Source organism: Streptomyces sp. NPDC127119 (assembly GCF_042677425.1).
Lineage (GTDB): Bacteria > Actinomycetota > Actinomycetes > Streptomycetales > Streptomycetaceae > Streptomyces.
In genome coordinates this window covers 1-11799 of sequence record NZ_JBHXTO010000204.1, presented here as the reverse complement: position 1 = coordinate 11799, position 11799 = coordinate 1, and the positions used below count along the sequence as shown (strand labels likewise).

Here is an 11799-nt window from a genome sequence, read left to right as displayed (position 1 = left end):
CCGGCAAGATGCTCGACGAACGCCTCGGGAAGATCACCTTCTGGACGCTGTTCATCGGCTTCCACGGGACGTTCCTCGTCCAGCACTGGCTGGGCACGAACGGAATGCAGCGCCGGATTCCCGACTATCTGGCCGTGGAAGGACTCACGTTCCTCAACACGGTCTCCACTGTCTTCTCCTTCGTCCTCGGGCTGTCACTGCTGCCGTTCTTCTACAACATCTGGAAGACGGCGAAGTACGGCGAGAAGGTGGAGGTCGACGACCCGTGGGGGTACGGCCGCTCGCTGGAGTGGGCCACGTCCTGCCCGCCGCCGCGGCACAACTTCGTCGTGCTGCCTCGTATTCGTTCCGAATCGCCGGCCTTCGATCTCCACCATCCCGAGATCGAGGGGGCTCTTCGGTGACCGCGATGGACGACCGGGCGGTCGATGCGGGGGCGCTGATCGCCGAGGTGGAGGGGCATCTGCTGATCGAGGCGACGCTTGGTGACGGGCGGCTCGTGGCTGCGCGTTTTGCCCGGCAGTTCGGGTGGCTGACCGATGGGCAACGGGTGGAGGTGGAGGAGCGGTTCGTGGAGGAGTACGTGGGGCTCGCGCGGGCTTCCTGGAGGCGTACGGCTTTGCGTGGGGTGGAATTGCGGGGTGAGTACGAGGAGGTGTACGGCGGGTTGCGGCGGCGGCTGGTCCTGACGTTCGCGCTCGGAATGACGGGCCTCGCCGCCGCTGCCGGCCTGCTCGCCCTCTCACTTGCGCGGTGACGGGGGCGCGCCCGTGTGCATCGTCGCCTGCGGGCGCGTAGTGGCTGGCCGCGCAGTTCCCCGCGCCCCTAAAAGACAAAGGACTGCGCCGTTCCCCGCGCCCCTGAATGCGCAACCGGCGCCAATCGGGCGCCCCCTTCAGGGGCGCGGGGAACTGCGCGAACGGCCCCCACCCGGCCGCACCCGAAAGCGCGACCGGGAGTCCCCGCCCTCACCCCGAAGGGGCCACCGTGATGTGGACCGTCATTTCGTCGGCTCCGGGCGTACCCGCCGTCTCGACCGTGACCCCCGTCCACTTGCCGTCGGGCAGATTGAGCGGAGGCTCCGTTTTCTCGCCGACCGTGTTCCTGTCCCCGAACGGGTAGAGGTCGTCGCTGTCACCCCGGTTGCCCCGTCCGAACATCCGGGAGAGGTCGCCGCGGCCGTCGGCCTGGAGGAGTTCGATCGCGAGGTTCTGCTCGTCGTTGACGTTGTCGATCGACTCGTCGACGACGTACACGGCGATCCCCTCGTCGGGCAGGAACGCGTCCTGCCCCCGACGGCGCCGGTACTCGACGAGGATGTACTGGCTGTCGGACATCGTCTCGGGGTTCTGGACGAACACCGCGCTCCCGTCCTCCGCGGCGGGCCGCATCCTGATGTCGCGGGTGGTCTTGTTGACCACCTGGGGTTCGATCCAGCCGTGGAACATCCGCAGCATGGCCGTCGGGAACACCGGCGTCAGTCCGCCGTTGCCCCAGGAACCGCCCGACATGAGGCAGTAGTTGCCGAGGCCGGCCGACCGGGTCAGCTGCTGCTGTCCGGTGTCGTAGTAGTCGGCCCAGCGTGCCGCGAGGTGCCCCCATTCATGGGCGCAGACTCCGACGGCGCAGTCCTCGGGCACGGTCAGGAACGTACGGACCGACAGGCCGGGCGCGACCTCGACCCCGTCGGGGATCGTCCACTTGAGGCTCCACAGGTCGCCGCGCTGGGTCGTCTGCTCGGCGCCGCGTCCGGCGTGGATGATGAACAGGGCGGTGACGGCGCCTTCGTCGAGCGCGTCGAAGGAGCTGAAGTCGACCCCCGCGTCACGGGCCGCCAGTACGGCGTCACGCGCCAGCCCCTGTGTGTTGCGCGGAAAGTTGGCGTTCATGCCCGAGTTGCCGTCGGCGTAGAACGACAGGGGTTGCGGCATCCGGAACCAGCCGTGCACCGCGCCCTGGATGTCGATGCCAGTACTGGGCGAGGTGTCGAAGCCGCTGACCTGCCGGTAGAAGGAGCGCATGCTGCCGCTCGGGAACTCGTCCAGGCCGAACAGCATGCTGTCGTAGTGGCCGGGGCCGTGGTCGACCTCGTGCGGCTGGTCGGGGAAGTCGACGAGCAGCACCAGCGTCCGCACGGTGCCGCGGAGTTGGGTAGCGGGGCGGGTGATCAGCTGCTTGTCGGTGCTGGGGCCCGGGTCGATCGACCCGTCGTCGAGGCCGACGAGGTTCTCGCCCCGCCGGCCCGCACGCCATATGGCGTAGTACTCCTCGAAGGTCGTGTTCCTGGGCAGGCGGCGTTCTTTGGTCAGTTCGAGATAGCGGGCGTACAGCTGGGCCAGTGCTTGCGGCGACAGCGGTACGGGGCAGGCGGCGGCGCAGTCGTGGGCCGGCCGTACAGGGCTGAGCGTATGACGCATCAGGCACCCCCTTCAGGGGACGAACCCCTCTTTGCCGGATACGGAGGATCCAGAGAAAACCGGCCCTGATGAGGCCTTAAGCCCTCTCTTATCCGGGGGTGCCCCAGCTGTCAACGTCGCCCCGCCGTAGGGCCGTTGGGTCCGGTGAAGCGGAACTCCGCCGTCCTGGCCCCGAGGAAGAACACTCCTCCCCGGCCTACCGTCAGCCCACCTTTGTCGCCGCCCAGTTCGCCAGTTCGGTGCGCGCGGCGTCGAGCAGTGTCGTGGACGGGGCCGTCGCGCCGTTGGTGACCAGGGCGTAGTGCAGGACACCCGTGTCCGCGGCGGTCAGCAGGAGGCGGCGGCTGCCCGTGCCGCCCGGTTCGCGTGCTGCCGCGATCGGTGTGGTCCTGGTGTACGCGGGCGGCGAGGCCGTCACTCCGAGGTCGGAGACGACCGTCGTGGAGGCCGTCGGGAAGGACGCGGGAAGGTGCAGTTCGGTGGGCTCGGCGCTGCCGTCCGAGCGCCACACCTGGAGCGCGTACTGGCCGGAGCCGACGAGTTCGGCCACGCGCGGCAGGGAGCTGGGGACCGGGTTCCAGGTGAGGGTGGTGGAGCCGTCGCGCGAACGGTCCTCGTAGGTGAAGGCGACCGTCTTCCCCGCCGTCGCGCTCGGGTAGACGCGGTCGAGGAGCCGGGCGTCCTGGCGCAGCACGGCCGTCCCGGAGTCGTCGAGGCGTACGGCGGAGAGGTCTTCGTCGTTCCAGGCGTCACCGGTGGTGAGCACCTTGTCGGCGTTGCCGTTCATCAGTTCGTGGTGGCGGCCGTTGTAGATGTCCCACTGCCACTGCGAGCCGGACAGGACGGGACCCGACTGGGTGGGGCTGGCCCACCAACTGCCGCCCTTCACGCGGGAGTCGAGTGCCTGGTACATGGCTTTGAGGACGGTCGGCGCCTTGTCGGAGACGGTGCCGGAGAGGGGGTGGCCGAACTCGCTGACGACCGCGGCGGTGCCGGTCGCAGCGGCCCGGTCGCGCACGGTGCCGAAGTCGGCGGCGTACTGCCCGTTCTCCGCCTTGCCCCACATGAAGACGCCCGAGATCGCCTTCTGGTCGTAGAAGTGGGTGTTGAAGACATAGCGCGGGCCGAGCGTGCCCGAGTCGAGGAGGCCGCCCTCCTGCTTCTGGAAGTCGATGTTGGCGTTCCAGAAGAGGTTCGGTTCCACGAAGGCGGGTTTGTCCTGCCAGCCCGCCGCGTCCATCCGCGCCCGGAACTTCGCGTAGAAGGGCCAGAGCACGTCCTTCTCCCACGCCCGGCTCGTCTGACCCGGGTCGTAGATGCCGGCGTGGGGCTCGTTGTACGGGTCGAAGCCGACGACACCGGCGAACTGGGCGTCGGTCAGGTGCTGTTCGACGTAGGCCATGGTGGTCTGCGCGGTGGTGAGGAAGGCGTCCTGGAGGCCGAAGGCGTTGTGCCAGAAGTCGTACGACGCCTCGGTGACGGCCGCGTTCGAGGTGATGTTCTGGCCCCAGAAGGGGCAGATGCCGCAGTACTCGTCCGGGTAGTCACCGGCGTCGACGGCCCACTTGGGGGCGCCGTCGCCCGTGTACCAGCTGTCGGGGTCGAAGAGGTGGCGCGAGTAGAGGTCCTGGTGGAAGTCGGGGTAGATCCGGATCCCGGCGTCCAGGAAGGCGCGCATCTGGTCGGTGGCGGCGGCCAGGTAGGCGGTGTTCACCTGGCCGCGCACCGGTTCGGCGTACGCCCAGGAGAGCAGGAACCGCACGGAGTTGCCGCCGCCGAGGGCGCGCAGCGCGGTCGCGGACTTCTTGGCGTCGGCGACCGAGGCGAACGGCAGGCCGTTGTTCTCCGCCAGCTTCGTCTCGCCGGAGACGTTGTAGCCGCGCAGCACGACCTCGCGGCCGAGCCCGTCGGTGAAGCGGCCGTTCTGGACCGTGAGGGTCGCGGCGGCGGCCGGGTCGAACCACAGGTCGTCGGGGAGGGCGGCGGCGGACTGGGCTCCCGCGGTCGACAGGAGACCGGTCAGGAGAACGAGGACGCCGAGCAGATGCACACGCAACTTCGACATGTACACAACAGTCCCGTGTGCATCTTCAGCCCGTCAAGTCTCCTGACCTGAGAGTAAGTCACCTTTTTTGAAAGGTAGTTGTGGTATTCGGCCGTCGCCGGACCCGCTCTCCCGGTCCTCGAACGCCGGACGCTCCGAAGCCGCCCCAGGACGGATCAACGTTCAACAAAGGCCTGCCCAGGCCCTCGCTCCTCCCGGGGCGCGGTTCTAGAGTGACGCCCATCACGTCCGGTGGCTGAATTCCCACGCACCCTCGCACGGTTCCCTGGGAGGGCACATGACCCGAATCTCGGTGACGGTGGACGGCACGAAGTACGAGGACGAGGTCGAACCCCGTCTTCTGCTGGTCCACTACCTGCGTGACCGGCTGGGCCTGACCGGCACCCCCGTCGGCTGCGACACCTCCAACTGCGGGGCCTGCACGGTCGACCTGGACGGTGTGACCGCGAAGAGCTGCTCGGTGCTCGCCGTCCAGGCCGACGGGAGCGAAGTGACCACCGTCCAGGGGCTGGCGGTGAACGGGGAGTGGCATCCCCTCCAGAAGGCGTTCCATGAGCGGCACGCCCTGCAGTGCGGCTACTGCACCCCCGGCATGATCATGGCCGCGCGCGACCTCCTCAGGGAGAACCCGGCGCCGAGCGCCGACGACGTACGCCATGCCCTGGAGGGCAACCTCTGCCGCTGCACCGGCTACCAGAACATCGTGCGCGCGGTCCTCGACGCCGCCGGGGCCACCGAGCCCGCGGCCCAGGAGGTGGCCCCATGAGCGAGCGGACCGGCGAGCGCGAGGTCGGGCGGTCCCGCCCCCGCAAGGAGGACGCGCGGCTCGTCACCGGACAGACCAACTGGACCGACAACATCGGCGTCACCGGCCTGCTGCACCTGGCGATCCTGCGCAGCCCGATGGCACACGCCCGCATCGAGCGCATCGATGCCTCCCCCGCCCTCGAACGGCCCGGTGTCGTCGCCGCGTTCACCGGCCGCGACCTCGCCGAGGGCCTGGCCTCGCTGCCGTGCGCGTGGCCGGTGACCGAGGACATCGTCCTGCCCGACCATCCGGCCGTGGCGGTGGACGAGGTCAGGTACGCGGGCGACCCGGTGGCGGTCGTCGTGGCCCGCGACCGGTACACGGCCGCCGACGCGCTCGAAGCGATCGAGGTCGACTACGAACCCCTGCCCCCGATACTCGATTTGGAGGCCGCGCTCGCGGACGACGCCTCGCTGGTCCACGCGGACAAGGGGACCAACCGCTGCTACGTCTGGCCGCTGGCCACGGGTGAGAGCTACGAGGCGGTCAGGGAGCGCGCCGACGTCGTCCTGCACCGCCGCTACCACCAGCAGCGCCTCATTCCCAACGCCATGGAGCCGCGGTCGGTCGTCGTGACCCCGCTCGCCGCGTCCGGCGAGTACACCGTCCACTCGGCGACCCAGATCCCGCACGTCCTGCGCGTGATGCTCGCCATGGTCACCGGCATCCCCGAACACAAACTGCGCGTGGTCGCCCCCGACGTCGGCGGCGGCTTCGGCTCGAAACTCCAGGTGTACGGGGAAGAGGTCATCGCCCTCGACCTTGCCCGGCGTCTGGGCCGGCCGGTGAAGTGGACGGAGTCCCGCTCCGAGGGCTACCTCGCCACCCACCACGGGCGCGGCCAGATCCAGGACATCGAGGTCGCCGCGACCGGTGAGGGCAGACTGCTCGGCCTGAAGGTGGATCTGCTCGCCGACATGGGCGCCTACCTGATGCTCGTCACGCCGGGCATCCCGATCCTCGGCGCTTTCATGTATCCGGCGATCTACAAGATGGACGCGTACGCGTTCACGTGCACGGGTGTGTTCACGACCCGGACGCCCACGGACGCGTACCGGGGTGCCGGGCGCCCGGAGGCCACGTACGCCATCGAGCGGATCATGGACGAGCTGGCCGTCGAAGTGGGCCTGGATCCGGTGGAGTTGCGGCGCCGGAACTGGATCGGGCACGAGGAGTTCCCGTACACGTCGATCGCGGGGCTGACCTACGACAGCGGCAACTACGAGGCCGCCACCGACAAGGCGCTCGCGCTCTTCGGATACGACGAGCTGCGGGCCGAGCAGGCCAAGCGCAACGAGAGCGGTGACCCGGTGCGGCTGGGCATCGGTGTGTCCACGTACACCGAGATGTGCGGGCTCGCGCCGAGCCGGGTGCTGCGGGATCTGCGGTACGGGGCCGGTGGCTGGGAGGCGGCGAGCATCCGGATGCTGCCCACCGGCAAGGTCGAGGTGGTCACCGGGACCAGTCCGCACGGGCAGGGGCACGAGACCTGCTGGAGCCAGATCGCCGCCGACGCGCTGGGGGTGCCCTTCGAGGACGTGGAGGTCCTGCACGGCGACACCAGGTCGGCGCCGCAGGGCATGGACACGTACGGCTCGCGGTCGCTGGTCGTCGGCGGCGCCGCCGTGCATCACGCGGCGGAGAAGGTGGTCGAGAAGGCGCGGAAGGTGGCCGCGCATCTGCTGGAGGCCGACGAGCGCGACCTCGACTTCGCGGACGGCGTGTTCTCGGTGAAGGGGTCGCCCGAGGAGGGCAGGACGATCCAGGAGGTCGCCTTCGAGACGTTCTCCTCGCACGACCTGCCCGACGGCATGGAGCCGACCATCAACGCCGAGCATCTGCTCGACCCGGAGAACTTCTCCTACCCGCACGGCACCCACCTGTGCGCGGTCGAGGTCGACACGGAGACCGGCCGGACCTCGATCCGTTCGTACGTCTGCGTGGACGACGTCGGCAAGGTGGTCAACCCGGTGATCGTCGAGGGCCAGGTGCACGGCGGCCTCGCCCAGGGCATCGCGCAGGCGCTCTACGAGGAGGCCGTGTACGACGACGAGGGCAACCTCGTGTCCGGCACCATGGCCGACTATCTGGTGCCCGCCGCACCGGACCTGCCCGAGTTCACCACCGACCGCACGGAGACGCCCGCCACCTCCAACCCCCTGGGCGTCAAGGGAGTCGGGGAAGCCGGGACGATCGCCTCCACCCCGGCCGTCGTCAACGCGATCGTGGACGCGCTGCGGCCCCTGGGCGTCCACGACGTGCGGATGCCCTGCTCACCGGGGCGCGTCTGGGAGGCCCTGCGGTCCGCGCAGGCGGACCGGTCCGGCTGGGAAGGGGCTGAGCGGTCATGATTCCTCCGGCATTCGAGTACGTACGGCCCACGAGCGTCGACGACGCCGTCCGTACGCTCGCCGGGACCGGCGAGGACGCGAAGGTCCTCGCCGGCGGACAGAGCCTGCTGCCGCTGCTGAGGATGCGGCTCGCCTTTCCCGAACTGCTCGTCGACGTGGGCCGGATCCCCGGGCTGCGCGGGGTCCGCGAGGAGGGCGACGCGCTGGTCGTCGGCGCGCTGACCAGCCACCACGACGTCATCGCCGACCCGCTGGTACGCCATCACGCGGGCCTCCTGGCCGCGGCGGCGGCCACGGTCGCCGACCCGGCCATCCGCCATCGCGGCACGCTCGGCGGCTCGCTCGCCCACGCCGATCCGGGCGGCGACCTGCCCGCGGTGGCGCTCGCGCTGGACGCGGAACTGATCGCGGCGGGTCCGGGCGGCCGACGGACGATCCCCGCCCGGGAGTTCTTCGTCGACTTCCTCCGGACCGCCCTGCGGCCGGACGAGTTGCTGGTGGAGATACGGGTCCCGAAGACCGGCGAGTACGACGGCTGGGGCTTCCACTACGAGAAGTTCAGCCGGGTGGCGCAGGCCTGGGCCATGGTCGGGGTGGCGGCGCTCGTGCGACGCGAGGACGGGCACATCGCGGAGGCCCGGATCGGCCTCACCAACATGGGGACCACTCCCCTGCGGGCCTCCGCCGCCGAGGAGGCGCTGGCGGGCGTGGGGCCTGACGGGGTGGCACGGGCCGCGCAGGCGGCGGCCGAGGGGACACGGCCGGCCTCCGACCCGGCGGCCTCCGCCGAGTACCGGGCGCAGCTGGCACGGGTGCTCACACGGCGCTCGGTGCTGGCCGCCGCGGGAATGGGGTGAGGCCGATCGCACGCGAGGAGCAGGAGGGCGGGACGGGCGGCGGGGCCGGCGGCCGGTCCGCGTGGCCGGCCGGGCCCGACGACGTGCGGGTCCGGCTCGAACAAAGCGGGTATCTCGTCGACGACGGGCTGGCGGTCGCCTGTTTCCTCGCGCTCAGGCTGCGGCGGCCGATCTTCTGCGAGGGCGACGCGGGCGTGGGCAAGACCGCGCTCGCGTCGGCCCTCGCCACCGCCCTGGACGCCCCGCTGATCCGCCTCCAGTGCTACGAGGGCATCGACGCCTCCCAGGCGCTGTACGACTGGGACTTCCCGCGCCAGCTGCTGCATCTGCGGGCGGCGGAGGCGGCCGGGTTCACCGACGCGGACCGGCTGGAGGACGAACTGTACGGGCGGCGGTTCCTGATCGCCCGGCCGCTGCTGCGGGCCCTGGAGACCCGGTCGTGCGTGCTGCTCGTCGACGAGATCGACCGCGCCGACGACGAGTTCGAGGCCTTCCTGCTGGAGCTGCTGTCCGAGTACACGGTGACGATCCCCGAACTCGGCACCCTGCGCGCGAAGTCGCCGCCGGTCGTGGTGCTCACCTCCAACCGGACCCGCGAGGTGCACGACGCGCTGAAGCGGCGCTGCCTCTACCACTGGCTCGACCACCCGGGCTTCGCGCGCGAACTCGCCATCGTGCGGCGGCGGGTGCCTGCCGCCTCGGCGCGGCTCGCCGAGCAGGTGACCGCCCTCGTACAGGCCCTGCGGGCACAGGAGCTGGTCAAGCCGCCGGGGGTCGCGGAGACCATCGACTGGGCGGAGGCGATGGCCGCGCTGGGCGCCACGGAGGCCGACGCGGAGCTGGCGGTGGCCACGCTGGGGTCGGTGCTGAAGTACCGGGAGGACCTGGAGCGGGCCCGGGGGCTCGACCTGACGGCGCTGCTCGCGGTGCGCGGGGCGTGAGCCGGGACATGGCGGGGGACATGAGCCGGGGCGTGAACGCGCGGGAGGCTGTCGACGGGCCCGCCGTGCTGGTGGGCTTCGCCCGTGCCCTGCGGGCCGCCGGGGTCGACGCGGGCCCCGATCGCGTACAGGCGCTCATCGGCGCGCTCGATGTGCTGCGGCCGGGGACGCGGTCCGACGTGTACTGGTCGGGGCGGCTCACCCTGTGCGGGAGCCGGGACGATCTGGAGCGGTACGACCGGGTGTTCGCGGCCTATTTCGGGGGCGCGGGGGCCATGGGCAGGGCGGTGCGGGCCGCTCCCGCGACGCGGCTGAGAGTGGCGGTACGGGACGCCGGGCCCGCTCCCCGTACCGGCGGGGAGGGTGAGCGGGACGGCGTGCCCGCGGCGGTGCTCGCCAGTTCGGCCGAGGTGCTGCGGCACCGGGACTTCGCGGGGCTCACCGAGGCGGAGCGGGCTCAACTGCGGCGTCTGCTGGCCGCGTTCGCGCTGCGCGGGGAGCCCCGGCGTACCGCGCGGCTGCGGCCGGCCCGGCGCGGGTCCTTCGATCCGCGGCGGACCGTGCGGGAGATGCTGCGGCGGGGCGGCGAGCCCGCGCCGCCGCTGCGCAGGGCGCGGGCCGGGCGACCGCGGCGGGTGGTGCTGCTGGTGGACGTGAGCGGTTCGATGGCGGCGTACGCGGACGCGCTGCTGCGGTTCGCGCATGCCGCCGCGCACGGCGGCCGGGTGCGCACGGAGGTGTTCACGGTCGGTACGCGGCTCACACGGGTGACCCGTGAGCTGGCGCACCGCGACCCCGACACCGCGCTGGCCGCGGTCGCGGCGGCCGTACCCGACTGGCGCGGCGGCACCCGGCTCGGCGAGCTGCTGCGGGACTTCCTCGACCGGTGGGGGCAGCGCGGCATGGCACGCGGCGCGGTCGTCGTCGTGCTGTCGGACGGCTGGGAGCGTGGCGATCCGGAACCGCTCGCCGCCCAGATGCGACGCTTGCACCGGCTCGCGCACCGGGTGATCTGGGCCAATCCGCGCAAGGCCCGTCCCGGATACGCGCCCGTGGCCGCCGGAATGGCGGCGGCGCTGCCGAGCGTGGACGCGTTCGTCGAGGGCCACAGTCTGGCCGCGCTGGAACGTCTGGCCGCGGTGGTGAGAGGAGCGGACGATGCGTGAGATCCTCCCGGCGCTCGGCCGGTGGTACGCGGAGGGCTCCGCCTTCGGGCTCGCCACCGTCGTCGCCGTCAGCCGCAGCGCGCCCCGGGACCCCGGTGCCTCCATGGCCGTCGGGCCCGGCGACGAGGTGGTGGGCAGTGTGTCGGGCGGCTGCGTCGAGGGCGCGGTGTACGAGCTGGCGCAGGAGGTCGTCGGGTCGGGTGAGGCCCGCCTGGAGACCTTCGGGTACAGCGACGAGGACGCCTTCGCCGTCGGGCTGACCTGCGGCGGGGAGATCACCCTCCTCGTACGGCCCGTGACGGCCGCACTCGATCCGTCCTTCGGGGCGGTCGCGGAGTCGGTGGCCGCGGCCCGCCCGGTGACCGTGGCGACGGTCATCGACGGCCCCGCGCGGCGCGGGGCGACCCTCGCCGTCTGGGCGGACGAGGTGTCCGGAACCCTCGGCACGCCCGGCCTGGACGTGGCTGTCACCGCCGACGCGCGGGGCGAACTGGCCCTGGGCGCCACCGGCCGGCGGCACTACGGACCGCACGGTGAGCGGCGCGAGGACGCGGTGACGGTCTTCCTGCACTCCTTCGCTCCCCCGCCGCGCATGCTGGTCTTCGGGGCGATCGACTACGCGGCGGCGGTCGCCCGGATCGGCGCGTTCCTCGGCTACCGGGTCACCGTGTGCGACGCGCGGCCCGTCTTCGCCACCCCGAAGCGCTTCCCGCAGGGTGTCGAGGTCGTCGTCGAGTGGCCGCACCGCTTCCTGCAGAAGACGGAGACCGACGAGCGCACGGTGATCTGTGTCCTCACCCATGACCCCAAGTTCGACGTGCCGCTCCTGGAGGAGGCGCTGCGCCGTCCGGCCGCGTACATCGGGGCGATGGGCAGCCGGCGTACGCACGACGACCGGATGAAGCGGCTGCGGGACGGCGGGCTGGACGAGGCCGAACTGGCGCGGCTGCGTTCGCCGGTGGGCCTCGACCTCGGGGCGCGTACGCCCGAGGAGGTGGCCGTGTCCGTCGCCGCGGAGATCGTCGCGCTGCGCTGGGGCGGCAGCGGCGCCCCGCTGGCGGCGACGAACGGGGAGATCCACCCGCGGCACCCCTGACGGCTAGGACCTGTCCGGTCGATCACGGCGAAGGAAAGCTGCGGTGCCTTGTGGGCGCCGGTGAGCGGGGTGTGGTGCGTGCAGCTGCAAGGCGGAGG

The 11799-nt window shown here is 71.7% G+C and carries 10 protein-coding genes; 8 read left to right on the top strand and 2 right to left on the bottom strand.

Annotated elements, in window-relative coordinates; all coding sequences use genetic code 11:
• On the top strand, positions 1–404 hold a 404-nt coding region (locus ACFVH5_RS41415), incomplete at its 5' end, for a cbb3-type cytochrome c oxidase subunit I (RefSeq protein ID WP_385838851.1).
• On the top strand, positions 401–757 hold the full coding sequence (locus tag ACFVH5_RS41410; RefSeq protein ID WP_385838849.1) for a hypothetical protein: 357 nt from the start codon (positions 401–403) through the stop codon (positions 755–757). The genes ACFVH5_RS41415 and ACFVH5_RS41410, both read left to right, overlap by 4 nt.
• 211 nt (positions 758–968) lie before the next feature.
• On the opposite strand, the gene ACFVH5_RS41405 is transcribed toward ACFVH5_RS41410, so the two are convergent.
• Together ACFVH5_RS41405 and ACFVH5_RS41400 are read right to left on the bottom strand one after the other, a co-directional pair.
• The gene (locus ACFVH5_RS41405; protein WP_385838848.1) at positions 969–2417 is read right to left on the bottom strand and encodes a M6 family metalloprotease domain-containing protein; all 1449 of its coding nucleotides are present in this window, start codon (positions 2415–2417) and stop codon (positions 969–971) included.
• A 202-nt stretch (positions 2418–2619) separates the two neighbouring features.
• On the bottom strand, positions 2620–4482 hold the full coding sequence (locus ACFVH5_RS41400; RefSeq protein ID WP_385838847.1) for an endoglycosylceramidase: 1863 nt from the start codon (positions 4480–4482) through the stop codon (positions 2620–2622).
• A gap of 277 nt (positions 4483–4759) precedes the next feature.
• On the opposite strand from ACFVH5_RS41400, the gene ACFVH5_RS41395 reads away from it, so the two are divergent.
• Genes ACFVH5_RS41395 through ACFVH5_RS41370 form a run of 6 tightly spaced genes read left to right on the top strand, consistent with a single transcriptional unit; the run spans position 4760 to position 11701 of the window.
• Complete coding sequence (locus tag ACFVH5_RS41395) at positions 4760–5248, top strand: (2Fe-2S)-binding protein (RefSeq protein ID WP_384801817.1); 489 nt, start codon at positions 4760–4762, stop codon at positions 5246–5248.
• On the top strand, positions 5245–7641 hold the full coding sequence (locus tag ACFVH5_RS41390) for a xanthine dehydrogenase family protein molybdopterin-binding subunit (protein WP_385838846.1): 2397 nt from the start codon (positions 5245–5247) through the stop codon (positions 7639–7641). Before ACFVH5_RS41395 ends, ACFVH5_RS41390 begins: the two co-directional genes overlap by 4 nt.
• Positions 7638–8498 (top strand): FAD binding domain-containing protein, encoded by an 861-nt coding sequence (locus ACFVH5_RS41385; protein ID WP_385838844.1) that lies wholly within the window; start codon positions 7638–7640, stop codon positions 8496–8498. The genes ACFVH5_RS41390 and ACFVH5_RS41385 overlap by 4 nt, the downstream gene beginning before the upstream one ends.
• 5 nt (positions 8499–8503) lie before the next feature.
• The gene (locus tag ACFVH5_RS41380; RefSeq protein WP_385838853.1) at positions 8504–9439 is read left to right on the top strand and encodes an AAA family ATPase; all 936 of its coding nucleotides are present in this window, start codon (positions 8504–8506) and stop codon (positions 9437–9439) included.
• Between the two features lie 20 nt (positions 9440–9459).
• Entirely contained in the window at positions 9460–10605 is a 1146-nt protein-coding gene (locus ACFVH5_RS41375) for a VWA domain-containing protein (protein ID WP_385838852.1), read from the top strand.
• Entirely contained in the window at positions 10598–11701 is a 1104-nt protein-coding gene (locus ACFVH5_RS41370; RefSeq protein ID WP_385838843.1) for an XdhC family protein, read from the top strand. The genes ACFVH5_RS41375 and ACFVH5_RS41370 overlap by 8 nt, the downstream gene beginning before the upstream one ends.
• The last annotated feature ends 98 nt before the right edge of the window (positions 11702–11799 follow it).

What these genes read in the sequence shown, in the direction of transcription:
- ACFVH5_RS41385 (WP_385838844.1), top strand. Translation starts at nt 7,638, where the DNA reads ATGATTCCTCCGGCATTCGAGTACGTACGGCCCACGAGCGTCGACGAC.
- ACFVH5_RS41400 (WP_385838847.1), bottom strand. Translation starts at nt 4,482, where the DNA reads ATGTCGAAGTTGCGTGTGCATCTGCTCGGCGTCCTCGTTCTCCTGACC.
- ACFVH5_RS41405 (WP_385838848.1), bottom strand. Translation starts at nt 2,417, where the DNA reads ATGCGTCATACGCTCAGCCCTGTACGGCCGGCCCACGACTGCGCCGCC.
- ACFVH5_RS41395 (WP_384801817.1), top strand. Translation starts at nt 4,760, where the DNA reads ATGACCCGAATCTCGGTGACGGTGGACGGCACGAAGTACGAGGACGAG.
- ACFVH5_RS41390 (WP_385838846.1), top strand. Translation starts at nt 5,245, where the DNA reads ATGAGCGAGCGGACCGGCGAGCGCGAGGTCGGGCGGTCCCGCCCCCGC.
- ACFVH5_RS41375 (WP_385838852.1), top strand. Translation starts at nt 9,460, where the DNA reads ATGAGCCGGGGCGTGAACGCGCGGGAGGCTGTCGACGGGCCCGCCGTG.
- ACFVH5_RS41370 (WP_385838843.1), top strand. Translation starts at nt 10,598, where the DNA reads ATGCGTGAGATCCTCCCGGCGCTCGGCCGGTGGTACGCGGAGGGCTCC.